Genomic DNA, 20917 nt, shown 5'->3' with positions numbered 1-20917 from the left:
AAAGGCGGTTGAAACAAATACATGTTTACTCAAAAGAAATCACTCCAACATAAAATTGATCAATTAGAAGATCGTATAAAAGAATTAGAGGCTGAATTAAAACAAAAAGACATTGAAAAACAAAATATGATTTCTTCTATCCATGACCGTGTGCAAAACGTCATTCAAGAGCATCAACTTGTAAATAACCAGCACCATACACTCCAAAATTTAATTCAGCAATTAAACTCGTGTTTTGAAAATGTTTCAACACGTACAACAACTTCTAATGAATTAAATAGTGAAATGTTACAAAAAGAACAAAGCTTAATTCAGTCTATTGAAGAGATTATTGACTGCTCTAATGAAGGAAAAGAATCTGTTCACCGTTTACTTATTGTAATTAATAAATTAGGTGAACAATCTCAGCGCACATCTAACAGTATGAATCATTTAAGTGAACGCTCAAAAGAAATCGAGCAAATTGTAGAAGTCATTCAAAACATTGCAGCACAAACAAATTTACTTGCGCTAAACGCAAGTATTGAAGCTGCGCGTGCTGGAGAGCACGGTAAAGGTTTCGCGGTTGTTGCCAATGAAGTAAGAAAACTAGCAGAAAGTACGGCAGAGAGTACAAAAAATATCGGCAACTTAACGAAAAAAATTCAAGAAGAAATTGAAAAAGCATACGAAAATACAAAAGATAATTTACATTTAGTTGATGAAGGTGTAGAAATGAGTGCCGATACAAACGCTAGAATCGAAAATATTTTAATTATGATTCAAACGTTACAAAATGGTGCTACAAACGTTATTCAAGCAATTGAAAACCAAAAATCTTGTAATGATGATATATTAAGAGAATTTGCAAACACTCAACAAATGTTCCAAAAATTAAATACTACTATTATGAACCATATTCATGATGCTGAAAAAGTCGATGTTCAATTGACTAATGGTCTTCAAGAAACAGTATCTTCTCATTAACAATAAAAACCCCTTATATCGCTATAAGGGGTTTTTATTATATTTTGAATATTTATTTCTTCTCAATCTTCATCTATATCTTTGTTATAATGGAAAAGTTGTTTCTTTAAATTAATTTACAAGGAGGATGTTATGGAACAATTTTACTACATTTTAAAATACTTAATTCTTGGTCTGTTCCAAGGACTAACAGAACCAATTCCGATTTCTTCAAGTGGTCACCTCGTTTTAGCACAACATTTGCTAGGACTAAAAATAGAAGGATTTAGCTTTGAACTACTTGTTAATTCAGCTTCATTACTAGCTGTATTACTTATTTATAGAAATGATTTAATTCGTCTAACAAAGAATGGTCTATCTTATATATTTACAAGAGCAGAAGATGCAAAATCAGATTTCTTCTTCATTATTTACCTTGTAATTGCAACTATTCCAGCAGGTGTAATTGGCGTTTTATTTAAAGATTATATCGACCAGTACTTAAAAGGCGTGAAAATGGTTGGGATTTCCCTTCTTATTACCGCTGTCGGTCTTTGGATTATTAGAAACTTACGCGGGCGTAAAAATGATGGTGACCTTTCTATGAAAGATGCAATCATTATCGGATTAGCTCAAGCTTGTGCACTTATCCCTGGAATTAGCCGATCTGGCGCTACAATTGTAGCAGCGATGTTACTCGGTATGAAGCAAGAGACCGCTCTTCGCTTCTCATTCTTACTATATATTCCTGTTAGCTTAGGTGGGTTATTGCTAAGTATTACAGATATTGCTAAAGATCCTAATTTAGACACATTATTCGTACCATATATCGTTGCGTTTATAGCAACATTTATCATGACATATATTTCATTAAAATGGTTTATGAACATTATGGCAAAAGGAAATTTAAAATATTTCTCTTTCTATTGTATTATCGTAGGGGTACTTACTATCATTTTCTTATAAAGTAAACTTACAAATTTAAAGCGAGTCATTCTACTACACTAAGATGGCTCGCTTTTTTATACTTCTATTAAGTTGAAGTGCCTTATTTACTTTAAATTTTCAGAATAGTATAATATTAATTATGTTCCTACTAATAAAAATCCGTCTTCTTTACTACTATTATAAAAGAGGTGTTCCTATGTTTATTGTTACTAAACTAATTCATATTAAATATGGCTATGAGAATGATTTACTATATTCACTTAAACAATATTATCCATCAACTGGAACAAATGGTTTTATTAACATAGAATTTTCACATATGCATCGTACAGATGATGGAGCAAAATATATGGTCCGTATGTTATGGAAAACACAACAAGATTACCATGCGTGGCTTTCTCAAAGAAACGAAAATGAAACTTGGAAGCACAAAATGCAAAACTATATCCTTTCTTCCACATCCAATGCTACTTATATGCATTAAACTTCACTCGATATTCCTAAGGAGCTTTTCCTAATATAAAATGATAAAACCCTCTTACCTTTTCTCATCCAGTAAGAGGGCTTTCCTTATTTATAAACTTTCTTTTCTTGACAATACAAACGAATAACATGTTTATTTTGTTGAAATACATCATGCGTTAGGCGGATAATAATAAAATTTCGTTTTGTTTGATCATCATGAACAAAAACCTGTTCTCCCTCTTGAAAACGCCACACACTTTCAAAAGTTGTAATATGATCCCCACTTACAGAAAAAAGCTCATATCGCATATCTTGTACCCTCTCTCAACTTATAATAATCACAATATCCTTATATTAAATTTAGTATAACTTAATTCCATTAAAATTTATAATTTTTTCTATTTCAAAATATTTTAATTTTGTTTTAAGGTTCTTTTAACGTTATAATGATAAACGAATTTTCATTGAAAGGAGCCTCATTTTGACTGCATATTTATTTCCAGTAAAAACAGCATTTATTTTATTTCCTTTTTTAGCAATGTTTCTCTTAATACCTTTTTTAATATTTAACTACCGAAAGTATGGTTATTTAAATAAATGGCGTTCATTTATTTTGTACTCATTATTACTTTACTTATTAAATGCCTATTTTCTTGTGATTTTGCCGTTACCACAAACATATGATACTTGTAGCCTACAACCGGCTAATACGCAGCACATGCAACTATCACCATTTTATTTCATACAAGAAATTAGTAATCATACTTCGGCAATTTTAACGAAACCAGCTACTTATTTCTATTTATTAAAAGAATCTGCGTTCTTACAAGTAGCATTTAACGTTCTATTAACCGTTCCATTCGGTGTTTATTTACGTTATTATTTCCGACGTAGTTTCTTACAAACAGTTTGTATTTCTTTTTGTCTTTCACTATTTTTCGAACTGACACAGGTAACTGGACTATACGGTATATACAATTGTGCATATCGCTTATTCGATATCGATGATCTATTTTTAAACACATTAGGCGGCGTAATTGGTTTTATCATTGCACCAATATTTACGTACTTCCTTCCGAAAACAAGCGAATTAGATAGTCATGTTGATTTAGAAACGAAACCAGTCGGATTCGTTCGTCGTCTTATCGCTATGCAAATTGATTGGCTGTTCTTATCTATCGTTGTTCCTGTCATTAAAAATAAAGGAAACTCTCTATTTATTTCTAATATCCAATCTTACACAAATGTATACGAACTCCTTTTCATTACATGTTCAATCTTTATTTACTTTATTATCATTCCATACTTTACAAATGGAAGAACGATAGGAAAAGCGTTGCTTCGTATTTACATTAAAGGAAAATCAGATCGTATTACGATGAAGGAACTATTCATCCGTTACGGTATATTCTATTTCGTTTTAGGTGGAATCAATTATATTCTTTCTAGTAGCTCTATCTTAAATCTTACAGAGCCTCTAGTATTACTAGTTATACTGTTATTCCAATTCGTAATTAACGGCCTATTTATTATTCATGTTTTATTACATGTATTTAGCCGTGATAAGTTACTATTCTACGAGCATATTAGTCAAACAAGAAATGCAATTATACTAAAAAAAGCTGACAAGTAATACTTTGTCAGCTTTTTTTCATAATCGTAAATAACTTTTCTGTATAAGGGTTTAAAAACATTCCTGTTTCATCTAGTGACTTCCTCATTTTTAGAAACGAATGCAATTCTGGATATATGTTTTGTAACTTTTCGTATGTTAACGTATGCATTTTTCCCCAATGTGGACGACCTTCATATTTCAGAAAAATTTTCTCCACTTCACCAAAATAAGCAGCATACTTCATACCTTTATACATATGAACAGCAATGTATGCCGAGTCTCTTCCATACGCTGGACTAAGCCATATATCATCACTTTTCACGTAGCGACATTCAATCGGGAAGTGCACCTTATACTTTTTCTTTTCAATGAGACTTGAAATTTCTTCTACAACAGCTCTCATATGCTTTGAAGGGACACTATACTCCATTTCATAAAATGGAACCGTACGTGATGTAGCGAACACTTCATAGCTTGGGCCGATTATTTTTGTGTTTGGTACAGCCTTAGCTGATAATCGACTTACTCCTTTACTTATGGAAGGAAACCATTTACACCCTTTAGATAACAAAGAGAACATCCTATTTTCAAGTAACTCCACCTTTAGTTTATGCCATTTCAAATCATTTCCTTTACTCGTTGTTTCATTTGTAAACTTCACTTGTACTTCATTTGAATAAGGAAAAACGAAAAATTCAAAATGACGATTCTTCTTATATTCTTCTAACTTGTTCATTACAGTAGATAGTGACTGTTTTTCGCTTTTATAAACGAGCGAATATGATAGGATAACCTTTAATTTTATCTTTACGATGATACCTAGCATTCCAAGCGATAACTGAAATGCTTTCCAATATTCGACGTTCTCGGTTTCTGAACAAACTATACTCTCACCTGTTGATAAAACTGTCGTAATCTCTATAACTTGTGTTGATAAACTCCCAAAGTTAACACCTGTCCCATGAGTTCCCGTACTAATCGCTCCCGCAATAGATTGTGAATCAATATCGCCTAAATTCTCTTGTGCATAACCTTTTTCTTCAAGCAACTTCCCTAAATCATGTAACTTTGTTCCTGCCCATACTTCGGCAACCATCTTCTCTTCATCAATATTCGTAATACCCTTTAATTCATCTAAAGAAACTAAAATTTCTTCTGTTTGCACGAGAGGCGTAAACGAATGCCCTGAACCGACAACACGAATTTTCTTCCCCTTTTTTCGTGCAAGCTCTACAACTTCTATTACATCTTGTATAGTTTCTGGATACATCGTATAATGCGGCGTTCCTTCTACATTCCCTGTCCAATTTCTCCATTTTTTCCCCTCTATAGAAAGCATTGGCCATCCCCCCGATATGTTGAATACTCCCCAATAATCTTCCCTTGTTTCACACGATACAAAATTGGAAAACGCTCACATAATTCCCCAGCTTTACTATGACGAAACAATATAGAATCTCCTATATTCACTCGCTCCTCACCGTTATAATGAACGGGAGTTTGTACCTCACCAGCACCTTCTAAAGCTAATAGTTTTGCACCATCTGGTCTCCAAACCTCAGGCTCTTTATCTTTACCAACTGCGCCTGAAGCAATATATCCACCACCTAGGCAAGTATAGATAAACGGAGCTGGTTTACGTACAACTGGTAAAGCAAATCCGACAGCTGGATGAAATTGTACTTCTTTATAATAGTCAAACAGTCTAGGGGCATAAAAAGCAGAACCTACTGTAATCTCTGAAACTGAGTTATCTTGCTCAGTTGTTTTTATACTTCCTGTTCCACCCCCATTTACAAACCTAAGTTCAATACCAAGGTTTTGTATTTCTTTCACGATACGTCCTCTTCTTTCTTTAACTTCTAACACTGATTTCTTCTTTAAATAAGAAATTACTTTACTTTTTATCCATTGATTCGGTATATAATCTCCAACCCCAGCAATTTGAGCTTCATATCCCATTACACCATCTAGTATTAAAGATGATGAGTCCTTCACTTTTTCTACTATTTCCAGAGCGCTCCGCACATCTTTTACCGGGGATCTTTTTACACCAAAATGAAATTGAAAAAAACGGCTACTCATATCAATATCCAAACAAACACGAAAACACCCTTTAGACTTCTCAGCAATTTTTTCTAAATAAACAATATGGTCTTCACAATCCACCATACAAGTTATAATAAGCCCTTTCTTTGTTAGCAAACTAATTTCATATAAGGCCCTGTCATCATAAGCTGGATATCCTAATAATAAATCATTAAATCCTTGTTCAATTAAAAACAAAGCCTCTCTAGGTGAAAAACACATAATACCTTGAAATCGGTTGTTTGCAGCTAAAATCCGTTTCATAATTGGAACGGATCGTAATGATTTACTCGCTATTCGAATCTTTTTATCGCCACTTAGTTCAATAACCGATTGAATATTTCTTTCTAAAGCTACTTCATCTAAAAATGCACACGGTAATGGAACTTCTTTAAAAATTCCTCGATCCACATTTTTCGCTCCTCTTCTATATATGTCTTATACATATTGGAAAGAAAGAGTGATTTTCCTGTTTGCAAATAAAAAAAGTTTCTTCTTTACGAAGAAACTTTTTTGACTACTTCATAGAAATAGTAGCCTCTACTGGATAATGATCAGAGTAATCATTATACGTATATTTTTTAAACCATGATGTAACAGTCCATTGTGGAGATTTCGGCTGTAACACTTTATTTTCTATATGCGATGGGTTTGCATGATCTTTACTTGCAATAATATAATCTAAATACTCGGCAGGGCTATCGGGGAAATTGTATTTCGCAATACTGTTTGTCGTCGCATCCCAAGTCGCTGTATGTCCAGTATAAGATGGAATAGAAGCATGTAATGTTTTAAACATAGATGCATACTCTGAATCACTATTATTCTCAGCGTTTATTTTATTTACGTTCATATCTCCACCAATTAACACATACTCGTTATTTGGTATATTTTTATTTTTAATAAAATCTTGAATTTCTTGTAGCTGTTTTGTACGTACAGATGCAGGTGAAGTTTTTCCACACATACTATCTTCAGCTTGTAAATGAGTCCCAATTACATGAACAAAACTATCATTTTTCTTAATTTTCGTGTATACAAATCCTTTATTTGATAAATTATCTGGTCCGCATCCTTTTTCGAATACATATTGAATTTTTTCAACGATTGGCCATTTACTCACAATCGCAACGCCCCCATCTTCAGGAGTCGAAGATGAATAGTTCCCTAATGTTTTATCCCATTCGTTTCCACTACTACGACCTAATACCGCCGTTTGATTTGGATATTCTCTCTTCAAATTTCCTAACAAACGATCTGAGGCGCTATTATCAAACACTTCATTTAATATAACAACGTCCTGATTCTTTATATAATCTGCCGCTCCAATTAAATCAGCACGCTCACTTTGTCCCCAATTCGGATATAAGTTTGTTGATAGCATGTACACGTTATGCGTCATTACTTTTAATGTATTATTTTGATTTGTAGGCGTTTCTGCTTGAGCTGAAGATCCACTATATAAAGCTCCTAAACCAATTCCAAAGCTAAGTACACCTTTTAGCAATTTACTTTTCACGTTTCATACCTCCATGTGTGTAGTGATAAAAAGGCCAAATACTCTATTCTGAGATTTGACCTTTTTTAAATACTTAACGATTTCCGTACGTATCAAACCAAAGCTGGATGTATCCAGCAGTAACACGTTGTGCATCCATTAAACGCTTACCTGTCATTGGTGTAACTTCAGCGCGCCATTTATCTGCATAATCTTGCGATACAGCAGCTCTCACGAACCAATCTTTCGTATTATCATTTACAATGCCAGCGTAATCTTGTTTCGCAACTACTGCCGCTCCATGAATCCAATCTTCTGGATTTGTACCTTTCCAGTTCCAATATCCATTTCCATCCGTTACTTTGTAATTATCTTTTATCGTATCTACAAAGTTTTCATATTTAGAATGGAACCCTTGTGGATACGAAAGATTTGTAAAGTTTGCCGCATGCATCGGTTGGTTTACATCTCCTAAATAATGAAGAGATAATCCTAAATAGAAGAATGCTTGTTTCATATCTTTATTTTTGTATGACTCACCAGCTAATTTAAAATATTTAGCTCCAGTTTCCTTCGCCTGCTTTGCATATGGAATATACGTTTTCCCGTTATCAGGGTCATAGAAGTGTGAAGCAAATGTGCTATTATCATAATAAGGATTTTCATAGTCAGCAGCATAAATACCATTCTCTAACTCCGTACGCCATTCATTTAATAGTGCAACTCGCTCTTGTTTTACAAGTGTTGTATTACGAGACATAATATCCATTGCACGGTTTACAATCCATAAATGAGAGTTTACGCCTTCTTTATGTTTATCTTCAGCAGACCAGCGCTGAATAACGCCTACTCTCTGTCCTCCATCGTTTTCATGAGCAAACGCAACACTTTGTAACGGTGCTACTAACGTAATAGCTGCTGCTAAAGCAAGAACTTTCTTTTTCATCTGAAATCCTCCATTTTATAATTGAATTATTGTAAACATTTTGCTAGGATCCTATGATGTCGTCTGGTTAACCTATGACTAGAATATCCCACCTTTCATAAAATTTCTATCACTAAATTAAAATATGCAAATGTTCATATCATTATAACTTTATACATAGTGAATATAATGAATGAATGCACTTACATTGTAATAAAGTATTGTTAAGCTACTGCAAATACTTGTCTAAACTAATGTAAAAAAAGAGTAAAGCAATTACATGCTTTACTCTTTTCTTCTATTCGATAATATACTTGGTAGTTGCACATTAACCGCCAACTTATGAATAAATCCAAACACTAATCCAATCCCGATAAATATGTATAGTATCGTAAATATCTTCCCAAAATCAGTTTGAGGACTAAAATCTTTATCGCCTACAGTTGTCAGTGTCACAACACTAAAATATAAAGCATCAAGGATACGTAATCCCTCCACTGTGCTATAAAAGATTGTACCCGATATTAAAGTCAAAATTGTTAATACGAATAAAACTTGAAATTCTTTATCCTTCCACGCTCGCAAACAGGCTCTTAGCATACGTTTCAATGTTAAAAAAAATGAAAGCATTCAACTTTCCCTCCCAACCAAAAGTACATTTAGTCAAAGGAAAGTCTATCACCTTTCCGTATAGAAAAAAAGTAGCCCTCTTCTATTTCTAGAAAAGGACTACTTTTTTCAATTCTTTATTATTTGGGTGAAACAAGAATTTTCACTTGTGTTTTATCTTTTACAAGTGCTTCAAATCCTTCTTCAACAACTTGATCCACTGTAATTTTTTTCGTAATTAATTTCTCTGCTTGAATTTGACCAGAGCTAATTAATTTAATAACAGATGGGAAGATGTGACGGTATCCAAGAATACCGATAACTTCTTTTTCTTTTAATACAAGGTTGTTCGGAGTAATTGTTGCATCTTTTTCCCATACGCTAACAATTACCGTTTGTCCTTCGAAACTTGTACTTTCAATTGCTTGACGTAGTACAACTTCAACACCTGTTACTTCGAAGCTAACATTTACACCTAAACCGTTTGTTAAGTTACGAATTTCTGCTAATAGATCTTGAGTTGCTGGATTTAATACGTAATCCGCACCTGCTAATTTTGCTAACTCTTGACGTTCTTTAGAAAGTTCAACTGCGATAACAGGAGTTGCTCCTGCTGCTTTAGCTGCTTGGATAACAAGAAGTCCAATTGGACCACAACCAAATACTGCTACAGCTTCCCCTTCTTTTAATTTACTTTGACGTACTGCATGAACTGCTACTGCTGCTGGTTCTACAAGTGCACCTTGTTCATACGTCATTTCATCTGGAATATGATGAACCATATCTTCTGGTACTACTGTATATTCAGAGAAACCACCACCGTCTCCACCAAGACCGTGGAAAACAAGCTGTTCACAAACATTGTAATGTCCATGTTTACAAGCTTCACATTTACCACAAGAATAAATTGGTTCTACAACAACGCGGTCTCCCACTTTATGAGATGTAACTCCTTCACCAATCTCTATTACCTCACCACTAAACTCATGACCTAAAATAACAGGTGCTTTCACATGTGTTAATGGATGTTCTTCTGTTGGAATAAAAATAGGCCCTGCTAAATATTCATGCAAGTCTGTCCCACAAATACCACACCATTTAACTTTGATTTTCACTGTTCCTGGTTTTACTGTTGGTTCTGGTACTTCTTCTACTCGTACATCACGTTGATTATGCCAAAGTAGTGCTTTCATTTTATACATCCCTCTCTATGTATATACTTAACCTGGTGAAATTTACAATTCTATTATAATACTTCTATCCATATATTTCAAAAAAACAATCACATTTCCACTAATTTTTTACAAATAACGTTCAATATTTTGTCACTTTGTACTTTTTTCCACATCTGTTAATTCAATTTCATTGCAGGTGAAATTAGCATTGTGCCATAATAGCATAGGAGAGGTGAATATCGCTTGAAATATTTTATTTACTTTATCGTTATCGTGGCATTTTTAGATACATTTTCACAATTACCTATTATGAGTACTTTCGCTCAAAGTCTTGGAGGAACCCCTCTTATTATCGGGCTAGTTGTCGGTATGTACTCATTCGCTAATATGATCGGTAATATTATTGCTGGAGCCGCTGTCGATAAATTTGGTGCAAAAAAAATCCTTTATATAAGCATGGGAATTACGAGTTTCATAGTCTTGTTATACACCGTTGTTCAAAGTGGTGAACAACTATTAGTTGTTCGCTTTATGCATGGATTTAGTGATGGCTTTTTAATTCCTGCTGCCTTTACATTTTTATCAAAACAAACAAATGCAAAAAGACAAGGAAAAGCAATGGCTCTATCTGGTGCTGCTGTTGGAACAGCGGCTATCGTAGGTCCTGCTTTCAGTGGCATTATGAAAGCGACAGCTGGAATAGAATGGGTTTTCATTACTATTTCTATTTTAATGGTTCTTGGTACAATCGTATCTCTATTCTTCTTACCAAATAACGTGTCAAGAAAAGATACATCAAGAACACAAATGATGTACAAAGAAGACATGTTTGAACTATTGAAATCAGAACCGTTATTACAGGCATATATTGGTGCTTTCACTCTAATGTTTTCACAAGGAATTGTCACATATATGTTACCAGTAAAAGTTGAGGCGTTAGCACTTAAAGCATCTACAACAGGTATGATGCTAAGTGTATTCGGAATTACCGCTATTCTCTTCTTCTTACTTCCAACAAATCGTATTTACGATCGATTTAATCGTTCAAAACTAATGCTGATTGGTATTGCAGTAATGGCATTAGCGTTATCTTTACTTGGATTATTCGCAACAAAAGGCATGCTCTTTATCGTTATGATGATTTATGGCATTGGATTCGCTATCCTTTTCCCATCGATAAATGCATTACTTGTTGAAAATACGACAGATGATAATCGCGGGAAAGCCTTCGGATTATTTTATGCATTCTTCTCATTAGGAGTTGTTGCTGGTTCCTTTACAGTTGGAGCAATCGGGGCATCACCTAGTGTCAGCTTCGTTATCGGAACTGCATTCTTATTAACGTTTGCCGGTATGATTTACGTAAGAAGCAAAGTAAAAAAGACAATGATGGGTTAATTCCATCATTGTCTTTTTTTTAAATGCATATTGATATAACCCATAATATAACGGCAAAGTTGGAATCACACCAATTAATTTGAATATAAAAGGTAGCGGTTCATCCTTCTCTTCATATAAACATAAAACAAAAACGACACTCAAAGTCCAAATAATGCTAAACACGAAGATGCATTTCCAAACGATTGAGGTTAATATTTCTACATCGAAGACAAAACCAAATAGCCCTATCCACGTAATAATGGATACTACAAAATCAAACTTTTGAATTGGTGTTTGAAACATCCCTCTTATTAATGAAGTAATAGCTAATATCGCTACAATTACTAAATAAATTTTCCACAACATAATGATAAGCTCCTGTTCAATTTTTCACTTTCAATAAACCATACTTAATAAATAAGCTGGCATTATATTTTTCATAGAAATAATACAACGGATAACAAAATAAGAAGAAAATAAGTACGGTTGGTACATTGTCTATAATAGAAAAATATTTTCCTAGCAATTCTTTAGTGCTCTCACCAATCATAATAAACAGTGGGATTATACAAATTGCCGCTAATATTAAACATGGCGTTATCCTTATTTCTTTCAGCTTCACCTTACAATGTGGACACCTTAATGAAAAAAGATGTGGGATGTCGATAATATGTTGTGCAGTAATATTTCCTTCACACTGTGGGCATACAATTGTTTCTTTCATTTATAACTTCTCCTTTCTACTCACAAAAAAAAGCTCTATCGAATAGAGCTCTTTTTTCGCCTAATATACATTACTTTTGCTTATAACCAAGTAATACTGTAAATAAACTTATGTATAAAAGCAATACTACTTTCTCCCTAAAAAAAGAAACTGAATAAATACCGACGATACTTCGACAATTTCCTCGGAAATATTTCCTTTCTCCATATAATTTGATACACTACATATGAACAGACACTTGTATTACATAAACTAAAATAATAACTTACTGTATAAATTAAAAAGCACATTCTTCATATGAAGAATGTGCTTTTTAATTTATTAACGCTTAATCCAAACCGCACCTGCAGACTTATCCTCTGCTTGTCCAACAACTTGGAATTTAAGACCAAGATTTGGCACTTTTCGTCCTGCATCAGCAATTTGCTTGTTACTGTATACTTTTGAATCATCAAATGTTGTAACACCTTGTAATCCAGCATAATTAAACTGTCCACGTGTTAATGAATTTACACTCCATGCTGGTGTTTGATCAAATGAAAATGCAGCGTCTGCAATTTGCATGCCTGTATTACCGTACGCTGATTTCCCGTTCAAATTACCAACAAACGCTTCTGGATGAGAGTCTACAACCCCAAGGAAGCCTTCACCTGGATGCACCCCAACCCAGTTATCTTTGAAACTATCATCTGCATACCAAACGACAAGACCTGTATTGTATACCGGACCTCTTCCTGCTTTTAATCCATTATCTGATCCAGCGTAGTTTCTCCACTCTAAATAATAATAATGAGCTTTCTTCTCTGTCCCATCAGAAACAACGAATCCATTTAACTGCATTTTTGACTGTCCTTCTGCATCATCAGAGAATACACCTTGTCCGTCAACAGTTACACTTACATTATCCATCGCGAAACCTTTATATGTTACAGCTGGATCTGTAATGTAGTCGAATTGTAGTTTCACTTTCTTCCCTTTAAATTGACTTAAATCGTATGATTTATCAATCCATTTCCCATCTGTTGTATCTTTATCTCCTTGTACTACTTTTTCTCCAAGTCTATCAATTAATGTTTTTGTTCCATCTTCTGTTACTGCATGTACTTCAACAAAATCGCACTCTGCTTCTAACTCATAATTTGCTTTATAATCGAATTTTGCATGTGTTCCTTTTGTTAAATCAAAGAATGGTGTCTCTAGTGTTGTGTGCATATCATCTCCTCTTGTACTATAATATGCATGCTTTCCAAACTCAGGTTTAATCGTTTCAACACTCTTACCTGGCAAATTAACACGTACAACACCTGGACGATTTGATTTCGTAACACTTTGATCAATATATGTAGGAATTCCTACACCACGCTTAATTTTATCGTAATCTACTTCTAAAATTTTTGCCCAGTTGCCACCCATATTCTTTTGTAAGAAGTCTTTATTTTGTGGTGAAAAACTAGTCGGCTCTGTTCCTGCAATTTTTCCTGTCCAACTGCCTCCACTCATTAATGACCAAGCTTCAACAGGTGATCCAGCTCCAGTATATTTCGTATCATATTCATCCGGTAAACCAAGGTCATGTCCAAATTCATGTGCAAACACACCTACAGCGCCATCTTCTGGTTCAATTGTGTAATCATGCGCTGCTACTTTTCCACCAAAGTAATCTACCTTTGATTTTGTCCCTTCAATCGCTACTGGATCTGTAGCTAATTTTGAACGATGTGACCAAATTGCATCATCACCTAATTTACCGCCACCAGCTTCTTGACCAACACCAGAATGAATTACCATTAAATGATCAATTACACCATCAGGTTCATTTTGATTCCCATCGCCATTTGTATCATATCTATCGAATTGATCAAACTGAGATAAGTCTAACCCTTTCTCAGCAGCTGCATGTAAAGCTTCCTTCACTAAATCACGTGCACCTTTTGGACCTTTATTATCGTGACCACTACTACCATCAGCTCCATAATCAGATGCTTTTCCTGGAACAGTTAGCCACTCCGTTACATATCCGTCTGTCGTATAGCTACCGCCAGACTGCTCTTCATAATATTGTTTAAATGTTTTTACTTTCGAACCATCAAATAATGTATAAGGCTCATTACCAAACAACATCTTTTGATAATGTTCTCTACTAAAGTCTTTCGAATACATATAACCTGGTGTTTGATCAATATTATTATGTTTATAATCACTAAATTCAACGAGTAGCACTAATACTTTATCAGATCGAACAGATCCCTTATATGGAGCTTGCTTTGCCTTGGAAGTTGGAACTTGTCCATTCAATTGCTTTTTATTTGGTTCCGGCTTTTGCTCAGGGCTAACATTTTTTTCAGCCTTCTTTACGTTCTCCTTTTCTTCCATCTTTTTCTCTTTTACCTTTTTCACGAAATCAGATGCTTCTTTTGCCGTATCCTCTGGAAGAATTTCTTTATTCGCTTGATCTCCTTGCTTCTTTTCAATATACTGCTCGACAGCTTTTTTCGTTTCTTCTTTAGAAGATGCTGGATTAATTGTTCCTCTTTCTTTCAGCGCTTCCGCTAAACGATCTTCTTGAATTAAATTGTAATCAATTGGTGTTGTAGACACATTATCTTTTTCTTTCGCTGGCGTTTCTGCGTATGCTAACGGAGCACTCATTACAGATGTACATCCGATAATTGCCGCAATTGCTAACGTTGATAGTACTTTAAATGGAGCTTTTCTTTTCATCCTCTGTCTCTCCTTTTATAAAACTTAAAATTCAGATAAATAAGTGCGTTTAAATCGAAATCCCGGCTTTCTGCCCTCCCTATATAAAAAGGCATAATTCTATAAACGTTAAGCTTTCTGTTATAGAATCATGCCCTCCAGTTTTCTGGTCAGCCCCTCTATCTTTTTATCCCACTATTTGCTAGGCAGTAAGACTCCCACCTCAAAATTCAGCGAACCCGAGGAAGTTAATTGGGAGATAACTGCCCGTAAAAGCCCAATTGGCGAGGGCTAATAATCCGGTGGGGGATGAACAACCCCCATCACTGATTAAAGTGTTACTTTATATCGAAATATAAAAAATAAAGAGTGATTTGTATATATTAAATAGCTTATATTAAAAATTTAAAAGACAATATGCAAAATTGCATGAAAATTCCTTCAAATAAAAAAAGAACCCTAGTCAATTAAACTAGGATTCTCGATTTCATATTATTTCTCTTGTGTTTTTTCCCAATCAGCTAGGAATTTCTCAATCCCTTGATCTGTTAATGGGTGCTTCACTAATGAAGCAATTACGTTTGCTGGGATTGTTGCAATATGTGCACCATTTAGTGCTGCGTCAGTTACGTGAACGCTGTGACGTACAGATGCTGCAATGATTTCTGTTTCAATGCCGTGAATTGCAAAGATTTCTGCGATTTGGCGAATTAAGTCCATACCGTTATGACCGATATCATCTAGGCGACCTAAGAATGGTGAAACGTATGTCGCACCAGCGCGAGCTGCAAGTAATGCTTGAACTGCTGAGAATACTAATGTAACGTTTGTACGAATTCCTAAATCTGAAAATGCTTTTACTGCTTTTAAACCTTCCGTTGTCATCGGTACTTTTACAACAACGTTTGGAGCAATCTTCGCTAATTCTTTTCCTTCTTCAATCATTTTATCAGCTTCTAAGCTAATTACTTCTGCACTTACAGGTCCTTCTATAAAGCTGCAAATTTCACGAATACGCTCATGGAAATCTACGCCTTCTTTTGCTACAAGTGATGGGTTTGTCGTTACTCCAGCTACTACGCCTAATGCATTTGCCTCTTTAATTTCGTTAATGTTTGCTGTATCAATAAAGAATTTCATTTGTTATTCTTCCTTCCTAATTTTCATTTTATATTTATTTATTTTTTTTAATAAGCTCTAATTCAATCGGAATAGATTTGTCCACTTTTTTACCTTGTGTTATTTCTTTTGCTGTTTGCATCGCCTTCTCTCCGATTAATTCCGGTTTTTGAGCGACTGTTGCAGCCATACGCCCATCGTTAACCGCTTTCACAGCATCATCTGTTGCATCAAATCCAACAACTACTACATCCGTTTTCCCAGCAGATTTTAATGCCTCAAGTGCCCCTAATGCCATTTCATCGTTATGAGCAAATACCGCTTTAATATCGCTATTCGCTTGCAAAATATTTTCCATAACAGATAAACCTTTTGCACGATCGAAATCAGCTGCTTGTTTTGCTACTACTTTTAAAGACTTATCAGCTACGTTATGGAATCCTTTCCCACGCTCACGAGCAGCAGAGGATCCAGGGATTCCTTCTAACTCAGCAACGTTCGCTCCCCCGCCAACTAATTCACGAATGTAATCACTAGCCATTTGACCACCTTCGATATTGTTAGAAGCAATGTGCGAAACAACTTTACCTGAATTCGCAACGCGGTCTACTGTAATAACAGGAACATTCGCTGCATTTGCCGCACTTACTGCTGAAGCAACAGCATCTGAATCGGTTGGATTAATAACAACTACGTCCACACCTTTTTGAATTAAATCTTCAACATCGTTCGTTTGCTTTGCTGCATCGTTTTGTGCATCAACAGCAATCAATTCAATGCCACTATCTTTCGCTTTCTTTTCTGCACCTTTTTTCAAAGTCACGAAAAATGGATTGTTTAAAGTTGAAACAGAGAATCCAACTTTAATAGTTTTATTTCGACCTTTATCGCTAGAATCCTTTGCCCATTCTGGTGGTTCCATTGAACAACCAGCAGTAATGACCATAATACATGCAACGAGTATAAGTAACCATTTCTTCATGAACTGTCCCTCCATTACGCTTCTTTTCGACGATCAATTAATACAGCTAGTAAGATTACAAGTCCTTTTACAACTTGTTGGAAGAAAGAAGATACACCTAATAAATTTAAACCGTTATTTAGTACACCGATAATAAGTACACCGATGAATGTACCAACAATCCATCCTCTTCCTCCAGAAAGACTTGTCCCTCCTAATACAACTGCTGCAATTGCATCTAATTCGTAAGAAGTACCCGCAGTCGGCTGTGCAGAATCTAATCGTGATGTTAAGACAATACCTGCAAGCGCGGCCAAGATTCCGGAAAGACCGTAAATCATTACTTTAATTCTCGTAACATTAATACCTGATAGTGCTGCTGCTTCTTCATTTCCACCAATTGCAAATGTACGGCGACCAAATGTCGTTTTCTTCAAAATGAAGTACAGCACTGCGAAAGCGATCATCATTGTAACAGCTGGTACCGGAATACCAAGAAAATAACCGCGGCCAAACATTTGGAACATTAAATGATCACCAAGACCAGTGATCGGACGTCCGTCCATATAAACAAGCGTCAACCCACGAAAAATAGTCATTGTTGCTAAAGTCGCAATAAATGGAGCTACTTTTCCTTTCGCAATGATGATACCGTTTACAATTCCCATTACAAGACCAGCAAGTAGTCCAACTGCCATTGCAAGGAACGGGTCCATGCCACTTGCCATCATTCCAGCAACAAGTGCACTTGATAATGCTAAAATAGAACCTACCGATAAGTCAATACCCCCTGTTAAAATTACAAAGGTCATTCCGAATGCAATAAGCGCATTAATCGATACTTGACGTAGTATATTAAATAAATTTGGAATTTCAATAAATGCTGGATTTAAAGCTGTAATTACGACAATAATTAATACTAAACCGATTAAAGAACCGAGTTGTTGTAATACATTCCCCTTCTTAGCCATCCTTACTCTCCCCCTGTAGCTAGTGCCATTATAGACTCTTGTGATGCCTCATCTTTCCCTAAAATACCGCCGACTTTTCCTTCATGAATAACAAGAACTCGATCGCTCATCCCTAAAACTTCGGGAAGCTCAGATGATACCATAATAACGGCATCTCCTTGTTCAGTCAGCTTATTCATAATAGAGTAAATTTCTTTTTTCGCTCCAACATCCACACCTCTTGTTGGCTCATCTAAAATGAGTAACTGCGGATGAATACCTAACCATTTCGCAATTACAATCTTTTGCTGATTTCCACCAGAAAGAGATTTCACCGCTTGCTCTCCACTAGATGCTTTCACATTAAGAAGTTTCATCATGTCCTCTGTAAACTGTTGTTCTAGTTCGTTACTAAGGACACTTCCCTTTGAAAGACTTTCTAAATTCGGTAACGCTAAATTTTCTCGAATTGAGAAATCTAACACTAATCCTTCAGACTTTCTATCCTCTGTAATGAAAGCAATTCTTTGTCTAATTGCATCTATCGGACTATCAATCTTTACTTCTTGTCCGTTTATAAAAATTTGTCCAGAGTCTAAAGGTTCATATCCAAATATCGCTTTCATAATATCTGTGCGACCAGCTCCCATCAAGCCAGCTACACCAAGAATTTCACCTTTTCTAACTTGAAACGAAACATTTTCAAATTTCCCCTTTTTCGTTCCGTTACGCATTTCAAAAATTACTTCACCAATTTGACTATTTCGCTCTGGGTAACGTTCACCAATGCTGCGCCCCACCATCATACTCACTACTTCATCAAATGACGTTTCCGGAATTAATCTTTTCCCTACATATTCTCCATCACGCAAAATTGTAATAGCATCACATATTGAGAATATTTCTTCCATGCGGTGTGAAATGTAAACGAATGAAACCCCTTCTTTACGTAACTTATTTATAACTGTAAAGAGCGTTTCAATTTCACGATCCGTCAGTGCCGCAGTTGGTTCATCCATAATAATAACGCTTGCGCTTGTCATCAATGCTTTCGCAATTTCAATAATTTGCTGTTGTCCAACTGATAGTTCTCCTGCTAACATAGCACCTTTTACATGTAATCCTAGCTCCGCCAATTGCTGCTGCGCAATCGCGTTCATTTGACGAGTACGTAAAATACCTGTTTTCCCATACATTAACTCTTTACCGAGAAACATATTTTCAGCTACTGTTAAATTTGGCAATATGTTCAGTTCTTGATGTATAAATGCAATGCCGTACTCTTCCGCTTCTTTCGCATTTTTAAAAGTGCGTTCTTGCCCATCAATCGTGACTGTTCCACCATCTTTTGTATATACACCTGTTAAAATCTTCATGAGCGTCGATTTACCCGCTCCATTTTCCCCCATCAATGCATGGACTTCTCCTGCTTCAATCATAAACTGTGCATTCTTCAAAACAGGATTTCCACTGAACGCCTTTGAAATGTTTTTCATTTCAATACGCATTCTCATCACTTCCCTTTATTAAAAAATCACGCCTGCATGTAAAATTACATTGGCATAAGGCGTAGCCTCTCCTGTACGGATAATTGCCTTCGCTTTTTTTGTATTTTCTTTAAATTGTTCATGTGATACATATTCAAATGCTGGTTCTTTTAATTGCAGCTCAATCTCTTTATTTACTTCCGCATTATTGATAATGACTTCTTCTGCTAACGTCACTTTTTCAATTGCCATATCATCAGCTACAACTTGTAATACATCTAAAAAACTCGGCTTTCCAAGTTCAACAGCTAAATCAATTCGCTTTACTCCATCAGGAATCGGTAATCCACAATCAGCAATTACAAGCGTATCTGTATGTCCGAGTGAAGCCAGGACTGCCGCAATCTCACTGTTTAATACACCGTGCTTTTTCATCCGACAATCACCTGCACTTCACGTACTCTATCTCTCGTCGGCATACCGCCTTGTGCCCCAAGTTTTGTTACAGAAAGGCCTCCAGCAATATTCGCAAAACGAATTGCTTTTTGAAGCGTTTCTCCTTCAGAAAGTGCAACTGCTAACGCACCATTAAATGTATCACCAGCTCCAGTCGTATCCACTACATCAACAGCAATGCTAGGAATATGTAGAATCTCCGTACCATTATGGAAACGAACACCGTTAGAACCTTCTGTCATCAATAGTTTATTTGGATATTTCGCCAGTAAATCTTCAATTGGTGATGTAAAATCATCTAATACAATGCGGCACTCATGTTCATTTGGCGTAATATACGTTGCCTTTTCTAATATGTCTTCTGATAACACTTGTGCTGGCGCTGGATTCAACATAACTGGAATTTTATGTTCTTCGCAAATAGATAGAACATACTTTACTGTTTCAAGCGGAATCTCTAATTGTAGAACAACCATATCAGCTTTTACGAGAAGATCTTTTGAACGATCTACAACCGATTCATTCACAAGAGCATTTGCTCCTTGTACGACAACAATACTGTTATCCTCTTCTGCTAAAACGATATGAGCAATTCCTGTCGTTCCATCTGTAACCGGTACCACATAGTCGATAAAAACACGTTCGTTCTCTAAATTTTTTCTAACTACTGTTCCGTAATCATCATTTCCTACTGCTCCAACCATTGCTACATTGGCACCTAATCTAGCTGCAGCAACTGCTTGGTTCGCCCCTTTCCCTCCTGGGATCGTATGAAATGCTTCACCAATTACTGTTTCTCCTGCTTTCGGCCGTTTCTTTGAAACAGCCACTAAGTCCATTGAAATACTACCTACTACTGCAATATTTGGCAT

General features: G+C 35.4%; 20 protein-coding genes and 1 pseudogene. 5 read left to right on the top strand and 16 right to left on the bottom strand.

Annotation, left to right across the window (positions count from 1 at the left end; translation table 11 throughout):
• Positions 1-21: 21 nt before the first annotated feature.
• The 3 genes from JDS98_RS19080 to JDS98_RS19070 all read left to right on the top strand — a co-directional run bounded on the left by JDS98_RS19080 (position 22) and on the right by JDS98_RS19070 (position 2377).
• Positions 22-966, top strand: coding sequence for a methyl-accepting chemotaxis protein (locus JDS98_RS19080; protein ID WP_199634210.1), 945 nt, complete (start codon positions 22-24; stop codon positions 964-966).
• Between the two features lie 132 nt (positions 967-1098).
• The gene (locus tag JDS98_RS19075) at positions 1099-1911 is read left to right on the top strand and encodes an undecaprenyl-diphosphate phosphatase (protein WP_000434781.1); all 813 of its coding nucleotides are present in this window, start codon (positions 1099-1101) and stop codon (positions 1909-1911) included.
• 178 nt (positions 1912-2089) lie between these two features.
• A complete protein-coding gene (locus JDS98_RS19070) occupies positions 2090-2377 on the top strand; it encodes an antibiotic biosynthesis monooxygenase (RefSeq protein WP_000471244.1) in 288 nt (95 codons plus the stop codon).
• 86 nt (positions 2378-2463) lie between these two features.
• Here JDS98_RS19070 and JDS98_RS19065 read toward each other — a convergent pair whose 3' ends face one another.
• The gene (locus tag JDS98_RS19065) at positions 2464-2667 is read right to left on the bottom strand and encodes a hypothetical protein (RefSeq protein ID WP_001268335.1); all 204 of its coding nucleotides are present in this window, start codon (positions 2665-2667) and stop codon (positions 2464-2466) included.
• A 172-nt stretch (positions 2668-2839) separates the two neighbouring features.
• On the opposite strand from JDS98_RS19065, the gene JDS98_RS19060 reads away from it, so the two are divergent.
• Positions 2840-3991 carry a VanZ family protein gene (locus JDS98_RS19060; protein ID WP_199631848.1) on the top strand — a complete coding sequence of 384 codons (1152 nt, stop codon included), beginning with the start codon at positions 2840-2842 and terminating at the stop codon, positions 3989-3991.
• Positions 3992-3998: 7 nt separating this feature from the next.
• On the opposite strand, the gene JDS98_RS19055 is transcribed toward JDS98_RS19060, so the two are convergent.
• From JDS98_RS19055 to bdhA, 6 genes are all read right to left on the bottom strand, one after another.
• Entirely contained in the window at positions 3999-5312 is a 1314-nt protein-coding gene (locus JDS98_RS19055; RefSeq protein WP_199634209.1) for a D-arabinono-1,4-lactone oxidase, read from the bottom strand.
• Positions 5300-6472, bottom strand: a complete 1173-nt coding sequence (locus tag JDS98_RS19050; protein WP_098911609.1) for an amino acid deaminase/aldolase — start codon at positions 6470-6472, stop codon at positions 5300-5302. Before JDS98_RS19050 ends, JDS98_RS19055 begins: the two co-directional genes overlap by 13 nt.
• A 106-nt stretch (positions 6473-6578) precedes the next feature.
• Entirely contained in the window at positions 6579-7580 is a 1002-nt protein-coding gene (sph, locus tag JDS98_RS19045) for a sphingomyelinase C (protein WP_097959047.1), read from the bottom strand.
• A 73-nt stretch (positions 7581-7653) separates the two neighbouring features.
• Positions 7654-8505 carry a phospholipase C gene (cerA, locus tag JDS98_RS19040; RefSeq protein WP_199634208.1) on the bottom strand — a complete coding sequence of 284 codons (852 nt, stop codon included), beginning with the start codon at positions 8503-8505 and terminating at the stop codon, positions 7654-7656.
• A 264-nt stretch (positions 8506-8769) separates the two neighbouring features.
• On the bottom strand, positions 8770-9114 hold the full coding sequence (locus JDS98_RS19035) for a potassium channel family protein (protein ID WP_000947914.1): 345 nt from the start codon (positions 9112-9114) through the stop codon (positions 8770-8772).
• A 119-nt stretch (positions 9115-9233) separates the two neighbouring features.
• A complete protein-coding gene (gene bdhA / locus JDS98_RS19030) occupies positions 9234-10286 on the bottom strand; it encodes a (R,R)-butanediol dehydrogenase (RefSeq protein ID WP_097959046.1) in 1053 nt (350 codons plus the stop codon).
• A 225-nt stretch (positions 10287-10511) separates the two neighbouring features.
• Here bdhA and JDS98_RS19025 point away from each other — a divergent pair, with 225 nt between their 5' ends.
• A complete protein-coding gene (locus tag JDS98_RS19025; protein WP_097959045.1) occupies positions 10512-11666 on the top strand; it encodes an MFS transporter in 1155 nt (384 codons plus the stop codon).
• A 21-nt stretch (positions 11667-11687) separates the two neighbouring features.
• Here the strand turns inward: JDS98_RS19025 and JDS98_RS19020 are convergent.
• The 9 genes and pseudogenes from JDS98_RS19020 to rbsK form a co-directional block, all read right to left on the bottom strand.
• Positions 11688-12014 (bottom strand): annotated as a pseudogene (locus JDS98_RS19020) (hypothetical protein); the annotation flags it as partial.
• A gap of 16 nt (positions 12015-12030) precedes the next feature.
• Positions 12031-12372, bottom strand: coding sequence for a hypothetical protein (locus JDS98_RS19015; protein WP_000665294.1), 342 nt, complete (start codon positions 12370-12372; stop codon positions 12031-12033).
• A 321-nt stretch (positions 12373-12693) separates the two neighbouring features.
• The gene (inhA2, locus tag JDS98_RS19010; protein ID WP_016107545.1) at positions 12694-15093 is read right to left on the bottom strand and encodes a M6 family metalloprotease immune inhibitor InhA2; all 2400 of its coding nucleotides are present in this window, start codon (positions 15091-15093) and stop codon (positions 12694-12696) included.
• 471 nt (positions 15094-15564) lie between these two features.
• Positions 15565-16212, bottom strand: coding sequence for a fructose-6-phosphate aldolase (gene fsa, locus JDS98_RS19005; protein WP_000667666.1), 648 nt, complete (start codon positions 16210-16212; stop codon positions 15565-15567).
• Between the two features lie 34 nt (positions 16213-16246).
• Entirely contained in the window at positions 16247-17173 is a 927-nt protein-coding gene (gene rbsB, locus JDS98_RS19000; RefSeq protein ID WP_000758982.1) for a ribose ABC transporter substrate-binding protein RbsB, read from the bottom strand.
• A gap of 14 nt (positions 17174-17187) precedes the next feature.
• Positions 17188-18123, bottom strand: a complete 936-nt coding sequence (locus JDS98_RS18995; RefSeq protein WP_001074641.1) for an ABC transporter permease subunit — start codon at positions 18121-18123, stop codon at positions 17188-17190.
• A 2-nt stretch (positions 18124-18125) separates the two neighbouring features.
• Positions 18126-19610 carry a ribose ABC transporter ATP-binding protein RbsA gene (rbsA, locus tag JDS98_RS18990; RefSeq protein WP_016107544.1) on the bottom strand — a complete coding sequence of 495 codons (1485 nt, stop codon included), beginning with the start codon at positions 19608-19610 and terminating at the stop codon, positions 18126-18128.
• A gap of 18 nt (positions 19611-19628) precedes the next feature.
• The gene (gene rbsD / locus JDS98_RS18985; RefSeq protein WP_000716145.1) at positions 19629-20024 is read right to left on the bottom strand and encodes a D-ribose pyranase; all 396 of its coding nucleotides are present in this window, start codon (positions 20022-20024) and stop codon (positions 19629-19631) included.
• On the bottom strand, positions 20021-20917 hold the full coding sequence (gene rbsK, locus JDS98_RS18980) for a ribokinase (RefSeq protein ID WP_001132871.1): 897 nt from the start codon (positions 20915-20917) through the stop codon (positions 20021-20023). Before rbsK ends, rbsD begins: the two co-directional genes overlap by 4 nt.

It is taken from the genome of Bacillus cereus group sp. N11 (genome assembly GCF_016483605.1).
Taxonomy (GTDB): domain Bacteria; phylum Bacillota; class Bacilli; order Bacillales; family Bacillaceae_G; genus Bacillus_A; species Bacillus_A toyonensis.
Note: the sequence above shows the minus strand (reverse complement) of the source record. Positions and strands in the feature narration are given on the sequence as shown.

Bases quoted from the DNA above. Each gene is read 5' to 3' on its own strand.
- JDS98_RS19080 (WP_199634210.1), top strand. From the start codon at position 22: ATGTTTACTCAAAAGAAATCACTCCAACATAAAATTGATCAATTAGAA.
- rbsD (WP_000716145.1), bottom strand. From the start codon at position 20,024: ATGAAAAAGCACGGTGTATTAAACAGTGAGATTGCGGCAGTCCTGGCT.
- JDS98_RS19015 (WP_000665294.1), bottom strand. From the start codon at position 12,372: ATGAAAGAAACAATTGTATGCCCACAGTGTGAAGGAAATATTACTGCA.
- fsa (WP_000667666.1), bottom strand. From the start codon at position 16,212: ATGAAATTCTTTATTGATACAGCAAACATTAACGAAATTAAAGAGGCA.
- inhA2 (WP_016107545.1), bottom strand. From the start codon at position 15,093: ATGAAAAGAAAAGCTCCATTTAAAGTACTATCAACGTTAGCAATTGCG.
- JDS98_RS19065 (WP_001268335.1), bottom strand. From the start codon at position 2,667: ATGCGATATGAGCTTTTTTCTGTAAGTGGGGATCATATTACAACTTTT.
- JDS98_RS19055 (WP_199634209.1), bottom strand. From the start codon at position 5,312: ATGCTTTCTATAGAGGGGAAAAAATGGAGAAATTGGACAGGGAATGTA.
- cerA (WP_199634208.1), bottom strand. From the start codon at position 8,505: ATGAAAAAGAAAGTTCTTGCTTTAGCAGCAGCTATTACGTTAGTAGCA.
- JDS98_RS19035 (WP_000947914.1), bottom strand. From the start codon at position 9,114: ATGCTTTCATTTTTTTTAACATTGAAACGTATGCTAAGAGCCTGTTTG.
- rbsK (WP_001132871.1), bottom strand. From the start codon at position 20,917: ATGCCAAATATTGCAGTAGTAGGTAGTATTTCAATGGACTTAGTGGCT.
- rbsA (WP_016107544.1), bottom strand. From the start codon at position 19,610: ATGCGTATTGAAATGAAAAACATTTCAAAGGCGTTCAGTGGAAATCCT.
- JDS98_RS19070 (WP_000471244.1), top strand. From the start codon at position 2,090: ATGTTTATTGTTACTAAACTAATTCATATTAAATATGGCTATGAGAAT.
- rbsB (WP_000758982.1), bottom strand. From the start codon at position 17,173: ATGAAGAAATGGTTACTTATACTCGTTGCATGTATTATGGTCATTACT.
- JDS98_RS19075 (WP_000434781.1), top strand. From the start codon at position 1,099: ATGGAACAATTTTACTACATTTTAAAATACTTAATTCTTGGTCTGTTC.
- JDS98_RS18995 (WP_001074641.1), bottom strand. From the start codon at position 18,123: ATGGCTAAGAAGGGGAATGTATTACAACAACTCGGTTCTTTAATCGGT.
- bdhA (WP_097959046.1), bottom strand. From the start codon at position 10,286: ATGAAAGCACTACTTTGGCATAATCAACGTGATGTACGAGTAGAAGAA.